General features: G+C 51.4%; 13 protein-coding genes. 9 read left to right on the top strand and 4 right to left on the bottom strand.

All coding sequences use genetic code 11. The features are described 5' to 3' along the window. Positions 1-39 precede the first annotated feature (39 nt). A complete protein-coding gene (gene ku, locus AC3ZPD_RS09705; RefSeq protein ID WP_490984089.1) occupies positions 40-1,110 on the top strand; it encodes a non-homologous end joining protein Ku in 1,071 nt (356 codons plus the stop codon). A 54-nt stretch (positions 1,111-1,164) separates the two neighbouring features. Here ku and AC3ZPD_RS09700 read toward each other — a convergent pair whose 3' ends face one another. Continuing rightward, positions 1,165-2,109, bottom strand: a complete 945-nt coding sequence (locus AC3ZPD_RS09700; protein WP_490984088.1) for an ATP-dependent DNA ligase — start codon at positions 2,107-2,109, stop codon at positions 1,165-1,167. 188 nt (positions 2,110-2,297) lie between these two features. On the opposite strand from AC3ZPD_RS09700, the gene ligD reads away from it, so the two are divergent. Then, positions 2,298-3,188: a non-homologous end-joining DNA ligase gene (ligD, locus tag AC3ZPD_RS09695; protein WP_490984087.1), complete on the top strand. Its 891-nt coding sequence runs from the start codon at positions 2,298-2,300 to the stop codon at positions 3,186-3,188. 22 nt (positions 3,189-3,210) lie between these two features. On the opposite strand, the gene cls is transcribed toward ligD, so the two are convergent. Then, entirely contained in the window at positions 3,211-4,641 is a 1,431-nt protein-coding gene (gene cls / locus AC3ZPD_RS09690) for a cardiolipin synthase (protein ID WP_490984086.1), read from the bottom strand. 158 nt (positions 4,642-4,799) lie between these two features. On the opposite strand from cls, the gene AC3ZPD_RS09685 reads away from it, so the two are divergent. The 7 genes from AC3ZPD_RS09685 to AC3ZPD_RS09655 all read left to right on the top strand — a co-directional run bounded on the left by AC3ZPD_RS09685 (position 4,800) and on the right by AC3ZPD_RS09655 (position 12,820). After that, a complete protein-coding gene (locus AC3ZPD_RS09685; protein ID WP_490984085.1) occupies positions 4,800-5,840 on the top strand; it encodes a M23 family metallopeptidase in 1,041 nt (346 codons plus the stop codon). Positions 5,841-5,864: 24 nt separating this feature from the next. Next, positions 5,865-6,266: a bactofilin family protein gene (locus AC3ZPD_RS09680; RefSeq protein WP_490984084.1), complete on the top strand. Its 402-nt coding sequence runs from the start codon at positions 5,865-5,867 to the stop codon at positions 6,264-6,266. Positions 6,267-6,599: 333 nt separating this feature from the next. Beyond that, the gene (locus AC3ZPD_RS09675; RefSeq protein ID WP_490984083.1) at positions 6,600-7,943 is read left to right on the top strand and encodes a sugar ABC transporter substrate-binding protein; all 1,344 of its coding nucleotides are present in this window, start codon (positions 6,600-6,602) and stop codon (positions 7,941-7,943) included. Positions 7,944-8,040: 97 nt separating this feature from the next. After that, on the top strand, positions 8,041-8,934 hold the full coding sequence (locus AC3ZPD_RS09670; RefSeq protein ID WP_490984082.1) for a carbohydrate ABC transporter permease: 894 nt from the start codon (positions 8,041-8,043) through the stop codon (positions 8,932-8,934). 18 nt (positions 8,935-8,952) lie between these two features. Further along, a complete protein-coding gene (locus tag AC3ZPD_RS09665; protein ID WP_490984081.1) occupies positions 8,953-9,792 on the top strand; it encodes a carbohydrate ABC transporter permease in 840 nt (279 codons plus the stop codon). Between the two features lie 83 nt (positions 9,793-9,875). Beyond that, positions 9,876-11,645: a sensor histidine kinase gene (locus tag AC3ZPD_RS09660; protein WP_490984080.1), complete on the top strand. Its 1,770-nt coding sequence runs from the start codon at positions 9,876-9,878 to the stop codon at positions 11,643-11,645. Next, on the top strand, positions 11,642-12,820 hold the full coding sequence (locus tag AC3ZPD_RS09655; protein WP_490984079.1) for a response regulator transcription factor: 1,179 nt from the start codon (positions 11,642-11,644) through the stop codon (positions 12,818-12,820). The genes AC3ZPD_RS09660 and AC3ZPD_RS09655 overlap by 4 nt, the downstream gene beginning before the upstream one ends. Positions 12,821-12,956: 136 nt before the next feature. Here AC3ZPD_RS09655 and AC3ZPD_RS09650 read toward each other — a convergent pair whose 3' ends face one another. Both AC3ZPD_RS09650 and AC3ZPD_RS09645 read right to left on the bottom strand, forming a co-directional pair. Further along, entirely contained in the window at positions 12,957-13,727 is a 771-nt protein-coding gene (locus tag AC3ZPD_RS09650) for an ABC transporter permease (RefSeq protein ID WP_490984078.1), read from the bottom strand. Beyond that, the gene (locus AC3ZPD_RS09645) at positions 13,720-14,625 is read right to left on the bottom strand and encodes an ABC transporter ATP-binding protein (RefSeq protein WP_490984304.1); all 906 of its coding nucleotides are present in this window, start codon (positions 14,623-14,625) and stop codon (positions 13,720-13,722) included. Before AC3ZPD_RS09645 ends, AC3ZPD_RS09650 begins: the two co-directional genes overlap by 8 nt. Positions 14,626-14,634 lie beyond the last annotated feature (9 nt).

The raw sequence follows: 14,634 nt of genomic DNA, 5'->3' as shown, positions 1-14,634 counted from the left end.
CGGGGAACAGAACACCAAACGGAAAGGAGTTTGATGCGGATGCATACCGTCTGGAAAGGAGCGATCAGCTTCGGCCTGGTGCATGTGCCGGTAAAAATGTTTTCGGCTACGGAAGATAAGGATATTTCCATGAAATATATCCATAAAACGTGCGGCAGTCCGATTTCCTATGTACGGCGCTGCCCGTCCTGTGATAAGGATGTGGAATGGGATGAAATTACGCGGGGTTACGAATATGAGAAAGGAAAATATGTACTGTTCGATAAAGAGGAGCTGGAGCAGCTCGCCGAGCGGAACAACAAAACGATTACGATTCTCGACTTTGTCGATCTGCATGAAATTGATCCGATTTATTTTCAAAAGACGTATTATTTGTCGCCCGATCAGGCCGGTTCTAATGCCTATCGCCTGCTTCTGCAGGCGATGAGGGATACCGGTAAAATCGGCATCGCCAAAATCGCCATCCGCTCCAAAAGCAGCCTGGCTGCCATCCGGGTGATGGAGGACGACTGCCTTGCCGTGGAAACCATTTTTTATCCGGATGAAATACGCCCGGTGTCCCAGGTACCCGGCCTGCCCGAACAGGTGGAGGTGAATGAGAAGGAGCTGACGATGGCGAAGCTGCTAATCGAACAGCTTTCCACCCCGTTCGAACCAGAGAAATACACGGACGATTACCGCGCTGCCCTGCTGGATTTGATCCAGCACAAAGTAGCGGGCGAAGAGGTTTCGCTGGCTCCGGCCAAACCGGAAACCAACGTCGTTGACCTGATGGCCGCCCTTCAGGCCAGCATCGAAGCCGTCCGGCCGATCGGCACCGATCCAGGAACGCCTGCGGCTCCGGCCCCGGCCGCGCGAAAAACACGGTCTGCGAAAGCCGCAGCTGGAGCAGGGAGCCCGGCGGCGGCCGGATCGTCAGGCCGGACAAGCTCTGGCAGAGGGCGTTCCAAAACGGCAGCCAAAGCGGCGGCAGCAGCCGAAGACAATGCCGCAGCAGGCAAAGGTTCAACTGCCAAAAGTGCGGGCAGCATAGTTCCGGGCGCTTTGGCCCCGCTGACCGATCCGCCTAAACCGAAACGGAAAACCACGAAATCGAAGCAATCTTCTTAAGGCGGTCTGATCCAAACCTTCCTAATTAACGCGGCAATACAGTTCCGGCTGCGATCAGATTTGGGTCACGGTACACTGCTCGGCGCTGACACCCGCGAGGCCATGAAGCACGGGGTGGCGCAGCGTCCAGCCATGGGTCCATTCCAAATATTCCACTTTCACCGTTAGGGACGGCAGCATCCAGGCCGCCCCTTTCAGGCGTTCAGGCCTATTATGAAACGGACGCTCCTTCATTTTCAGCCGCTCCGCCTCTTCGGTCATAAACCGCCAGTCCGACACGGTAAACTTCCCGGCCCCGGCATGACCAATGTAAAGAAAGCGCCCCTCCTCATCGTAAAGACCCAGAAGCAGGGCATTAACGATGCCGTCGCGGTAGGTGACGCCGCCGATCGCCGCGTAAAGGTCGCGGAAAAATTTTTTCTTCTGCCACCGCTTGTCTTTCCCGCCTATTGCATAAACGCTATCCAAGTCTTTGCAAACAACGCCTTCCCAATCGCTGCGCTTCATCACTTCGAACAACTGCTCCGGATCGCCGTAATTTTGACAGAGCTGCACCCGTTCGCCCGGTATAATCAACTCCTCAAGCAGCCGCTGCCTTTCTTCCAAGGTGCGGTCCGTTACCCATTGGCCATTGCAATATAAAATATCAAAAATCATATAATTCACGGCAATCCGGTCTGCCGCAAATTTGATTTCATGGGTTTTTCTTAAACTGTCGCGTTTCATAATGGCGTGGAAAGAAGGTTTCCGGTTTTCGATCGACATCATTTCTCCGTCCAGAATCACCGATCCTGCTTTACAGTACAGGCTTGTATCGGCAAACTCCGGATATTGAAGCGTCCTTTCGTTTCCTTTCCGGTTTATCAGCTTGCAGGAGCTGCCGTCGTTGTAAGCCAGCATGCGAACGCCATCCCATTTGACCTGGGCAGCCCAGCGTCCGCCGGAAGGCAGTTTTTCCGTCATTACAGGCTCAAACGGCTGAACCGGTTTTAGTTCCATAAAGCATGTCCTCTCTTTCCGGCTGGTTCATTCCCTTACAGCATTTCCCGCCGCTCTCCCGGCCATTCTTCCCCTCCCGCTCCTTATAAACGTTTCTTGCCCGGGGAATTCTAGGCATGCGGGACTTCGCTGGAAACGCGGGCTAACGCCGCACAAACAAATTTAAAACTAAGGGGGTTATTCGTATCATGCCATCCGCCGTAAAAGGAACCATCCAGGTTGAAGGTCGGGATCTGACCATCTCCAACCCGGACAAGCTGCTTTGGCCCGAAGCCGGGGTCACCAAACTCATTTATTTGCAAAAGCTGGCCGAGCTGGCTCCTTATTTGCTGCGCAGATGCCGCAACCGGCTGCTGACGACCATCCGTTATCCGGGAGGGATTCACGGCTCTTTTTTTTATCAGAAAAATGCTCCCGAACCACTCCCGGATTTTGTGGCCACGTCCGAGCATGAAGGCATCCGCTACGTGGTCCTGGACAACCTCCCCACCCTATTGTGGCTGGGCAACCTGGCGTCGATCGAATTCCACCCGTCGCTGCATTACACCGGAGAGACGCTGCCGTGCGAATGGATCATTGACCTGGATCCTTCCGTGGAGGAGGAGCCCAGAATTATGGAGGCGGCCAGTTATGTGGGCGACTGCCTGTCCTCTCTTGGCCTCGAATCGGTGCCCAAAACGTCCGGGGCAACCGGCGTGCAGATTATCGTCCCCATCCACTACGGTGTTACCTTCGACGAGCTGCGTGCGATCGGGCATTTCGTGGCCCGGTACATCACCGAAAAACATCCCGCCCTGTTTACGATCGAACGCCTGAAAAAAGACCGCGGCGACCGCATTTATTTTGATTATCTGCAGCATTATTCCGGAAAAACCATCGCAGCCGCCTACACGCCGCGCGCCAAAAAGGCCGCCAGCGTTTCGACGCCGCTCACCTGGGACGAGGTCCGCCGGAATCCGAAACCTTCGGATTTCCATCTACTAAACATCGGCGCCAGATTAAGCAAAAAAGGCGACCTGCTGGAGCAGGTGCCGCCTCAATCGCTGGATCTGATTTTGAAGCATCTGGTTAAAAAATAGGCCGCACCGGCGGCTCCTCTTCTTAAAGAAGCGGAGAAAGCAGCCGGGCGAACATTTCGAGCCCTTTTTGCCTCCGCGGACGGTTCAGAAACGTTTGCAGCAGAATCGGCCTGCACTCCTGAAGATCCTCTTCAAACTGTCTGGCAAGTTCGGCAATCGGCGTTTCATCAAACAGGATGGCCGTCATTTCGAAATTGCTGAACAAGCTGCGCATATCCAGGTTGGCCGAGCCCACCGTTGCGAGCAGGCCGTCTACGATCATCACCTTGGCGTGAACAAATCCTTTGGCATACTGGTAGAATTGCACCCCGGCCTGCAGCAGCTCCTCCACATAAGAGAGCGATGCCCAATGAACCAGCCGGTTATCCGAATGATAGGGAATGATGATCCGGACGTCCACGCCGCTGACGGCGGCCGTCTTTAAGGCTTCATAAATTCCGTCGTCGGGAATGAAATACGGCGTGGTGATCCAGATTCTTTTTCCGGCGACGGCCGCCGCTCCGAAACACATCTCCTGAATCGCGCTCCAATGCTGATCCGGACCGCTGGTCAGAATTTGCACCTGCTCTTTCCCCCGGCAAATATGGGGCGGAAAATAAGAGGCCCCTTCAAGCTGAACGCCGCAGGCCAGCTTCCAGTCGCCCAGAAACGTGTTTTGCAAAAAATAAACGGCATCGCCTTCCACCTGGAGGTGAGTGTCTCTCCAGTAGCCCATTGTCGGGTAGAGGCCCAGATAATCATCGCCGATGTTTATGCCGCCCATAAAGCCGACTTTGCCGTCGATTACGACGATTTTCCTATGGTTCCGGTAATTCACCCTTTTATCCAGCAGCGCAATTAACGGCGGCAGAAAATAATGGAATTCCACCCCGGCATCCTGCAGTTCCCGGATGAAATGCCGCTTCAGCTTAACGCTTCCCAGCCCGTCGCACAGCAGTCTTACCTTCACGCCCTCCCGCGCCTTGCGGATCATAACCTCCTTGAATCTGCTGCCGATCATGTCGCTGCGGAAAATATAAAATTCAATATGTATATGATCTCTCGCCTTTTCCATCGCTTCAAGCATACACGGAAAGGTTTCCTCCCCGTCCTTGAGCACCTTCGTTTCGTTGCAGCCCGTAACCGGGTTTTCCGACAGATGCGTCAGCAGCTGGAACAGCCGCTCCTGATGCCGGAATTCCGGATTGCGCATGCCGGATAAGTCGTCAATGATTTCCGACTGCTCCCAAAGCCTGGCTTTCATTTCCCGGAAGAGGCGTGATCCGCTCTGGCGGAGCTTTCTCCGGTTCCTGTAATCCCTGGCCAGAAAATAATAAAGAACAAAGCCGATCATCGGGACGCAAAACAAAATAAACAGCCAGGCTACCGTTTTGGAGGCGCTGCGGAACTCCAGGATCAGGATCGTCGCGATTTGAAAAATAAAAGCAATCAGTGCAAATAACAACCACAGCAAAAGCACCACCCCTCCATTCAGCATTAACCATCCTGCTCTCTTCTTATTCGCGGGCTCCAACATATTAATCTGAAAAAATAGCATGTTTAAAGCTATGCCGGAATACATAATGGATAGGCATGCTTTGGATTCTATTAAGGATAAAGAAAGGAGACGTTATGAGAGTTGCAAGAACGCCGCAGGGTTTAACCCTGCTGGTCCTCAGGGAGAGCCGATCGCCGGTCAAGCAGCTGTACGTGCCTAAGCCTGTGCTCCTTTACGTTCCTTTTGCCGCGATTCTGTCCATATCCGGATTGATTATCAGCCTGCAGCTCAGGTCAGCGGACCGGATAGCCGGCCTTCAGCAGGAGCTGGCTGCCCAGCAGCAGGAGTTCGCCGATCAGCAGCTCGCCATGGAAGCCGTCGTTTCCGATAAGGATGAGGCGCTGCGACGGCTGCGCGGACAGGTCGTCACCCTTTCGGCGGAATCGCAAAATGTCCAGGAACGGCTTCAGGCCGTAACCGCCCTGCAGGAGCAGCTGGAAAGCTTTCTTGGCGGGCATAAGCCGGCTCAGTCCAAAACTAAAACCAGCAGCGCGGACAGCGGCACGAAAGAAAAATCCGCGCTCCGCATTTCCCCTTCCACCTTGGAATGGAACGCAAACGAAGCCGTCGGCGGCGAATTTATTGCCGTTCATCAAAACGGAGCCGAAGCGCTGGTTCAGGAAACCGAAGATGATTTCCGGGCCATCAACAAATTGATCGACCAGATGCAGCAGCAAATCCCTTCGCAGCTCGGCAAAGCCCAAGCACGGCTTGAAGCCCTCTCCTCCACTCCTTCTTTCTGGCCAACGCCTTCCCGCAGAATTACGTCCAGCTTCGGTTACCGCACCGATCCATTTACGGGCCAATCGGCCTTCCATGCCGGCATCGATATTGCCGGAAATACCGGCGATCCCGTATACGCAGCGGCAGCCGGCCAAGTCATTTCCGTCCAGCGCGACAGCTCAAGAGGCAACTTTATTGTGATCCGGCATACGAGCGGCCTGGAAACCTGGTATATGCATCTAAGCTCCTCCCTGGTGAAGGAAGGAGACACGGTTCTAAAGGGCCAGAGCATCGGCAAGCTCGGAAATACGGGACGAAGCACAGGCCCTCATTTGCATTTTCAAGTCATGAAGAAAAATGAGGCGGTTAATCCGCTTCCTTACGTTCAATAAAATCGGGTTCAAGGAGGCAGCAAAATGAAAATGTCCAAATCAAACAAAGCGACTTATACGCTCATCGGCCAGGGAAGCGATATGGAAGGCGTGCTTCGCAGCGAGTCCGGCGTGCGGATTGAAGGAGTATTCCGGGGAGAAATCGAAAGCTCGGGCGAAGTGGTCATCGGGACCAGCGGCGAAGCCCATTCCAATATCAAAGGCTCCTCCATCGTGGTGGCCGGAAAAGTCTTCGGTGACGTCGTTACGGACGGGCGCCTTACATTGCTTGAAAACGGCTATATCGTCGGAAACATTGACGCCCGCACGCTCGTTATTTCCGAGGGTGGCCGGCTGAACGGGGAAACCCGGATGGATCAGCCGGCACTCGACGGAAGAAACGCGTTTGGCAAAAATGCCGTCCAGACCGGTGCCGAAAGCGTTTAGCCGGAGCTCAAACAAGGTGAACGAACGGGTCTCAAGACCCGTTTTTGAAGATAAGATCACCCGCATTTTGCAGGTGATCTATTTGTTTTTAAGGGGCTTTTTGAGCCTATTCCCTTAATCTTTATTAATCCGGATTTTTTTGATGATTTTGGGCATCTTAAGAGCAAGAAGTTATCCGCCTGGGCACCTATTTCTTGAATTTGCAAATCCGATTGAGCCAATCGCTCTTTTACAACCTAAAAAAAACAAACCTCAAACCTTAAATTCCCGCCTTGATGGAAGCGCTTCAAAAAGTAACAATAGACGTATAACAAATCTAGGGGGCAATGAATAATGGCGAACAAACCACTCAAAACATTAGCTGTAGTTCTGGCTGGCGCACTCACTTTGGGCCTGGCCGCATGTGGAAACGCTAACAACAACAGCAATTCAGGGGCCGCTTCTTCAAATGGCGGATCCAGCAGCTCCGGCAGCGACAAGAAGGTTACCATCACCTTCCAAAACATTTATCCAGACCAAACAACTCCGTCTTACAAGACGCTGCATGATCTGGTAGACAGCTACGAGAAAGAACATCCAAACGTTAAAATCGAGCTTGATACCTTGAATACAGACCAACAAAAGGTGAAGCTCAAAACGCAAGCCGCTTCCAAAGAAGTACCTGATATTACAATCGTTAACCCTGCTGCTCAAATGAAACCTTTCGTAGACGCAGGCCTTCTGGCTCCGCTGAACGATATGCTGGATCAAAACGGTCTGAAGGATACGTACCAAAGCGGACTCCTTGACAACTACACCTTCGATGGCAATGTTTACGCCATTCCGGACGGCAACAACGTTGAAGCTGTTTTCTATAACAAAGATTTGTTCCAGCAAGCAGGCATCTCTCAAGTGCCAACCACTTTTGACGAATTGCTGACTGACGTGAAAGCCCTCAAAGCTAAAGGCATCACGCCAATCGCGATCGGTGAAAAAGATACATGGACCGGTTCCTTCCTGTTCATGAACATCTTGCTCCGCACAAACGGCGGCCCTGGCTTCCTGCAAGACGTTGTGGACGGCAAGAAAACATTTGAAGATCCTGCATTCACTGAAGCTGTTGACCGCTTCCAAGACCTGGTTCAAGCAGGCGCATTCCCTGACGGCGCAACGTCCATCGACGCTAACGCCGGCGGTAACCTGTTCAAAACAGGTAAAGCAGCCATGTTCATTATCGGTACTTGGGAAACCGGCGCCATCGACGCTTCTCCTGTAGGCGGCAAAGTCGGCGCATTCCGCTTCCCTACCGTTGACGGTAAAGGCGATCTGAACGACTTCATGTTGGCTCCTGGTAGCGCATTTGCCGTATCCGCCAACAGCGAACATCTGCAAGAAACTAAAGATTTCCTGAACTACTTCGGCGTGAACTATCCTAAGAAACAGTTCGAATACAAAAATGCCGTTGGTTTGGGTCAAAAAGTTGACGGTGACCTGAAAGCAGCCGGATATTCCGACTTGTCCATGGAAGTAGCAGCCTTGTTCAACGAGATCAAAGGCGGCGACCTTGCCTTCGATAACACGATGAACCCTGCTGTGGCGCAAGCTCACTTGAGCAGCATTCAAAACCTGTTTGTACAAAAAGTAGACTCCCAAACTGTAGCTAAAGAGCATCAAACCGCATTTGAAGCCAACAAATAAAAAACGGCTTTTAAAGTAAAGTGGATGCGAAGAAGCCGACAAGCTCCTTCGCATCCTGCTTTTTCGAAAAGATATATATAGGGAGGCGGAGAAAACCATGAATGTATTGAAAGTTCCGGCCCGTACAATTGCCGTATTTGTGCTTCCTTGTCTGCTATTGTACGTACTGCTCGTATTTGTGCCTATTCTCGTATCCTTCTATACCGGCCTTCTTAGCTGGGATGGGATTACGGATTCCAAGTTTATAGGTTTTGCCAACTTTAACACGATGTTTTTTCATGATCCCGTATTTTGGCCGTCCGTTCGGCGGACCCTGCTTTATGCAGTAGCATCCATGATTGAAATTCCTTTGTGTTTGTTTATGGCCATCATGCTTAACCGCTATATCAAGAAAAGAGCCAATACGCTGGTTTCCGTTTATTTTGTACCGGTTATCCTTTCGGTCGTTATCATCGGCCAACTTTGGAAAACGATTTACAATCCGGCGTCCATGGGCGGTATGCTTAACGGCATTCTCGTTTCCCTTGGTCTCGACAGCTGGCAGCACGGCTGGCTGACGGAACCTAAAATCGCCATTTACTTTGTCTATATTATTTCGCTTTGGCAGTATTTCGGCTACCACCTTCTAATCCAGTTTACAGGGGTGCAGAATCTGCCGGAGGAAGTTTATGAAGCGGCCAAAATTGACGGCGCCGAAGGTTTTAAAGCGGACCGTTACATTACGCTGCCGCTAATAGTACCGATCTTCAAGATTTCGATCGTGCTTGCGTTCATCGGTTCCCTGCAGTCCTTCGACATGATTATGGTCGTTACGGGCGGCGGTCCGGCACATGCCACGGACGTTATTTCGACGCTCATGTACAACAATTCGTTCTTGTCCTTGAAATATGGATACGGCAGTGCGATCGCAACCTTCCTGGTTCTCGTTTGTCTGATCTGTACCTTTATCATCAACTTTATTTTTGGACGTATCGAGAGAAAAGTAGGATAACGAGAGGAGATCACGATTATGAAATACGTAAAAAAAGGACTCGTGTATCTTCTGTTCGCGATTCCTGTTATCACTCAATTGTACCCGCTGTTGTGGCTGTTTCTTTATTCCCTGAAATCAAACGAAGAAATTTTGGGCGGAAGCTTTTTCTCCCTGCCTAAGCAATTCCTGTGGGGCAACTACAAGGAAGCTTATGAAAACGGGAACTACCTTCAGTACTTAGGCAACAGCGTACTGGTCACCGTCTCCACCATGGTCTTCGTTATTCTGTTGGCTTCGATGGTGGCTTACGCGATCTCCCGTTTCCGCTGGAGATATGGCAATGCGGTTATGCTCATCTTCCTGATGGGTATGATGATTCCGATGCAGGCCACGCTCCTGCCGCTGATGCTGATCTTCAAAAACCTGAAATTCGGCGCATTCCACGTTTTGGATACGCCTTTGTCCCTGATTTTGCCGTACATTGCCTTCCAGCTTCCCATTGCGATCTTTATCCTGTCCGGCTTTATGAGAAGCATTCCGGGCGAAATTGAAGAATCCGCTTTTGTGGACGGCGCCAGCATTTACCGGATTTTCCGCAGCATTATTCTTCCGATTTCGGCTCCGCCGATGATGACGGTTTGTATCCTGACTTTCATCAATATCTGGAACGAATATATTATGGCTGCAACGTTCATCTCTTCCGAAAGATGGAAAACCTTGCCTTTCGGTATCTATTCCTTCGTCAGCCAATATTCGGTCAACTACGGCGATATCGGCGCATTCCTCATCATGGGTGCCCTGCCGGTTATTCTGATCTACTTCGTATTGTCCGAACGCATCACCAAAGGTATGGTTGCCGGTGCGGTTAAAGGCTAACAATAATTGACAAAGTGGTTTGTTTTTCCACAAACCCGCATTATAATAAAACAGCAGAACACGATAACGGGAGGAGTAATTCCTTGAAGAGAGGCATTCATTCCATAAACCATCGGTTGTTTCTGCTGTTTTTGTTTTGCATGTCTGGCATCCTGCTGATTGTCAGTCTGCTCTACTACAACAGGACAACCTCCCAGTTTCACCAGAAGATCAGCGATTTGTCCACGAAAAACGTCTCTCAGACCGTCGGGCTGTTCGATCTGCTTTATAAAGGGTACGACAGCTTGTCCAAGACCTTAAGCAATAACTTTGATATGGTCCGGATTCTGGGGGAAACGACAACTGAGCCGGCGCTGCAATACATCAATGAACAGTCGATCACCAACTTAATCGGCGCGGTTTTTTATTCGCGGGACGATTTGATCGGTATCCATGTTATTACAAATCAAGGCAAGATTTATAATTACGGAAACTACTTTAACATCGTGGATCCTGCGTATAAGTCGAAAGATTGGTATAAGCAGCTGATGGAGTCATCAGGCAAGCTGGTTCTGCTGGGGGTATTCCCCCACTCCCTGATTGACCAGAACGAAAGCCGCCCGGTCTTTGCCTTCGGCCGGCAAATTTATAATTTGGATGAACACAAGCTTATCGGGATCGTCCTTTACGAGATGGATTCCAAACAGGTTTTGTCCGCTTTAGACAACCTGAAGTTAAGCGAGCATAGTCAGGTTTATCTGATGTCCCAGGATGATCGGGTCATTTATCCGACCGATGTCTCGAATCAGAATGCTCCTAGGCTTTCCCATATGACGGATTCCCAGGAAGTCGCGGTGCGCCAGGATAAACAAAATTTGACCGTAGCCTCCCGCCTGCCTTTCTCGGACTGGTCTGTCGTCAGCGTTACGCCAAACCGGGATTTGAACGTCGAAATGGTTCAGATGCAGCGCTACCTGCTGATCGTCATTTCCATCCTGATCATTGTGTCGGCGCTGATCGCTTCCATGGTATCAAGAACCATCTCTCGTCCTTTGATCCGGCTGATCCGGGAGATGAAACAGGTTGAGATCGGGAATTTCCGCGGCGAAGTCAATGTTACCTCTTATGTGGAGATTAACATTTTGGTCGCCTCCTTTAACCGGATGGTTCAGAGGATCGAGGAGCTGATCGAACGGGTCAAAATCTCTTCGGTCAGTGAAAAAAATGCAGAGCTGCACGCCCTGCAATCCCAGGTCAATCCTCATTTCCTGTATAATACACTGGACATGATTTATTGGATGCTGGATGAGAAAGGGCAAGACAGCCTAGGCGAAGTAGTGCTGTCCTTGTCCCATATGTTCCGCTACAGCTCCCATTGGGAGGCCGGGGCGAAGGTTACGCTTCGCGAAGAGCTGGAACAGATTCAGCACTACCTGACCATCATTAAATTGCGGCTGGAAGGCCGCCTGGAGGTTGAGATCCAGATCGAAGAGAAGTTTCTGGATATTCGGGTTCCGAAGATGACCCTGCAGCCTGTCATAGAAAATGCGGTCAAACACGGACTGGAATCGCTGGATCGTCCGGGCAGGCTTCTGGTTTACTCTCGTGAACAGAACGGCAGCCTTGAAATCATCATCCAGGATAACGGCAAGGGCATGAAGCAGGCCGTGCTGGATCGGCTCACCCGCTCCCTCAATGAGGGACAGGAGCTTGAAAGCAATACGAAAGGCGGCATTGGCCTGATCAACCTGCACCGCAGACTGCAATATATGTATGGCGCTGAGGGCGGCCTTGAGGTCCAAAGCGCGCCCGGAACGGGAACAACGGTGATAATCCGTCTCCCGCAGCTGGAAGAAGGAGGAACAGGCTTGTGAATATTCTGATTGCAGACGATGAACGCACGATACGGGAAGGAATCAAACGGACGATCCTTCAGACGTTCCCCGGGCATCATGTGGATGTCGCCGAATCGACGGCCGAAGCCGCGGAGCTGCTGGGCAGCAAGCGGATTGATATCGTCTTGACCGATATTCTGATGCCGGGCATCAACGGTCTTGAATTTATGAAGATGTCCAAACACCGTTACCCTTATGTCAAATGGGTCGTAATTTCCGCCCATAATGAATTTGCCTATGCCCAGGAAGCCGTCCGTTTGGGAGCCCGGGACTACTTGCTAAAGCCGATCGGCAAGAAACGCCTTGCGGAGCTTATAGAGGAGCTTGAAGAGGAAGTTCAGCTGGATCGGGAAACGTTCCGCGAAGAAGAACTGCTGAAAGCAAACCTGAAATATTTGCGCGAAGGCGTTTTTCAGCGTCTGGCCTCGGGACTCGATACCGGCAACCTGAATATTGAACCTTTTATTGAGGATTATCCGAGTTTTTATTTGATTCTGGTCCAGCTCGACGCTGGGGACCGAAACGTGAACCTGGAACATTTTATTATCGAAAACGTGCTTTCAGAGCTGGTGGACCGCGGCGGCGGCGGTTTTGTGGTCAGCTACGACAGGCAAAGCGTGCTTGGGCTGTTTACGCCGGCCGATGAAAGCAAGCTGGAAAAGCTGCAGACACAGTTTAAAGAACATATGAACCACTATTTAAAAGTTCCGTTCCAGATTATGTACTCGGACGAGAACCATGATATTCGTTCGGTTCCGGAAATTATTATGAAAATGCGCAAGGCCTCGCCGATCAAGCTGCCCGAACCGGTCAAGGGAAGCGGCGAAACAGCGATCGATGTGGCTCTGCAGTACATCAAAGAACATTACAACGAAGATCTGTCGCTGGAGCGTATCGCCTCCGTCGTGTTCCTGAACCCTGTCTATTTCAGCCAACTGTTCAAACAAAAGACAGGTCAAGGCTATAAAGAGTACGTGATTTCGCTCAGGCTGGAGCAGGCGAAACAGCTGCTGATGAACCCGGGGTTTAAGCTGGCGGAAATCGCTGAACGTATCGGTTATCAGGACATGCGGCATTTTACGCAGGTGTTCCGCAAAAAATTCGGCCTGACCCCGACGGAATTCCGGCTGAAACAGGATAAAAACCTTAAGTAACCTGCCTATGGCATGGAGCACTTAAATAAAACCCGCAAGCTTCCTCCTAAGGGACCTGCGGGTTTTATTTTAACTTTTTCAGCAACTCTTTCATCAGGCTCTTTACCGGCAGTTCTCCCGAGAGCCGAAGGCTAGCTTATGCCGCCACATCTCGTTTTGTAAACACAATCCAGGAGATGACGAGGAAAATAATAACGTATACCGCCAGCACCGCTGCCGAAAATCCCAGGGTCATGCCGGCGGTGCCGCCGCCCAGCATATATCGGCTCAAATCCATATTGGTGAATAACACGTATTTCGTCCAAGCATATCGCTCCGGATCCAGCAGCATCTGGAAAATATTGCGGGCGAACAGGATAAACATGGCCAAACCAATCGCAATGCCGCTGCTGCGGAACAAGGTGGACAGCATAAACGCGAAGATGCAGATGACCAGCAAATCCACATACCGGTAAAGCAGCGACTCCATGCTGTAGGAAAAAGCCGAATATCCCGCCGGATACCCGCCGCCCGACGTTCCGTGAAACAGCGCAAAGGATAACACAAAATCCACCACAATAAACAGAATCGTTAGCAGCAGCGAAAACAGGATTCCCGCCAGCAGCTTGGACAACAAAATTTTGCTGCGCTTCCAGGGCCGGATCAGCAGCAGCTTGATCGTTCCCCAGCCAAACTCCGACGCCACGATATCCGCAAAAATGACGGCCGAAAAAACCGACACCAGCAAATACATAATCGTCAGATCGGAAAAAACGTCCCAGGGTCCCGGATCCGTGCTCATGCTGATTTTCATCAGCACCGCAATTAACGCCGGGATAATGATGATAAGGCCAAACATTACCCAGGTCCGAACCCGTCTGTAAATTTTCATGTTCTCATTCTTGAGCAGCTGCAGGAAATTACCCAATCTGGCCACCTCCCGTCATTTCCAAAAATTGATCCTCCAGCGAGCGGGTCATCGTCCGGATGCCGTACACCCGGATGCCGCCGGCAGCCAGACGGGCATTTAATTCCGCAACTTCCTCCCTGTCCATCGTCACGACCAGCAGTGTCCCGTCGATTTTCCCCGCTCCGGCGATCGCCGCCGCAGCCTCGGGTTTGTCCACTTCAAACGCCGTTTCTTGCTTGTCCGCTTGCGTATTCCCCCGCAGCGTTTTAACATCCACCAGCTTGCCCTGCTTGATTACGGCAACCGTATCGCACATCAGCTCCATTTCGGCCAGCAAATGGCTGGAGACGAACACCGTGGTTCCTTCGTGGTGGGCCAGCTCCTGCAGGTAGTCCCGCAGCTCGCGGATTCCCTGCGGGTCCAGTCCGTTCGTCGGCTCATCCAGTACAAGCAGCTTTGGACGGTGTAAAATGGCCTGGGCCACGCCAAGCCGCTGACGCATGCCGAGGGAATAGGTTTTCACCTTCTCATGGATCCGGTTCATCAATCCGACGCGAGCTACGGCCTCGTCGATCCGAGCTTTCGTTATACCGGGACTCATCCGGGCATAATGCAGCAAATTTTGATAACCCGTCAGAAACTTGTACATCTCCGGGTTCTCCACGATCGCGCCGATTTGCTTCATGGCGCCTTCAAAGTCTTCTTTTACGCTCGACGCTCCTATGTAAATGTCGCCTTGGCTGATGGACATCAGCCCGACCATCATCCGGATGGTCGTCGTTTTACCGGCACCGTTGGGGCCTAAAAAACCATAAACCTGGCCTGAGGGGATTTCCAGGTTCAAATTGTCGATCAGCGTTTTTCCGCCGATCTTTTTGGTGACTCCTACCAGCCGGACAACCGGTTCCTGGCTCATCATGGGGCA

Source organism: Paenibacillus mobilis, from assembly GCF_058267595.1.
Note: the sequence above shows the minus strand (reverse complement) of the source record. Positions and strands in the feature narration are given on the sequence as shown.

What these genes read in the sequence shown, in the direction of transcription:
- ku (WP_490984089.1), top strand. Translation starts at nt 40, where the DNA reads ATGCATACCGTCTGGAAAGGAGCGATCAGCTTCGGCCTGGTGCATGTG.
- AC3ZPD_RS09700 (WP_490984088.1), bottom strand. Translation starts at nt 2,109, where the DNA reads ATGGAACTAAAACCGGTTCAGCCGTTTGAGCCTGTAATGACGGAAAAA.
- ligD (WP_490984087.1), top strand. Translation starts at nt 2,298, where the DNA reads ATGCCATCCGCCGTAAAAGGAACCATCCAGGTTGAAGGTCGGGATCTG.
- AC3ZPD_RS09685 (WP_490984085.1), top strand. Translation starts at nt 4,800, where the DNA reads ATGAGAGTTGCAAGAACGCCGCAGGGTTTAACCCTGCTGGTCCTCAGG.
- AC3ZPD_RS09680 (WP_490984084.1), top strand. Translation starts at nt 5,865, where the DNA reads ATGAAAATGTCCAAATCAAACAAAGCGACTTATACGCTCATCGGCCAG.
- AC3ZPD_RS09675 (WP_490984083.1), top strand. Translation starts at nt 6,600, where the DNA reads ATGGCGAACAAACCACTCAAAACATTAGCTGTAGTTCTGGCTGGCGCA.
- AC3ZPD_RS09670 (WP_490984082.1), top strand. Translation starts at nt 8,041, where the DNA reads ATGAATGTATTGAAAGTTCCGGCCCGTACAATTGCCGTATTTGTGCTT.
- AC3ZPD_RS09665 (WP_490984081.1), top strand. Translation starts at nt 8,953, where the DNA reads ATGAAATACGTAAAAAAAGGACTCGTGTATCTTCTGTTCGCGATTCCT.
- AC3ZPD_RS09645 (WP_490984304.1), bottom strand. Translation starts at nt 14,625, where the DNA reads ATGAGCCAGGAACCGGTTGTCCGGCTGGTAGGAGTCACCAAAAAGATC.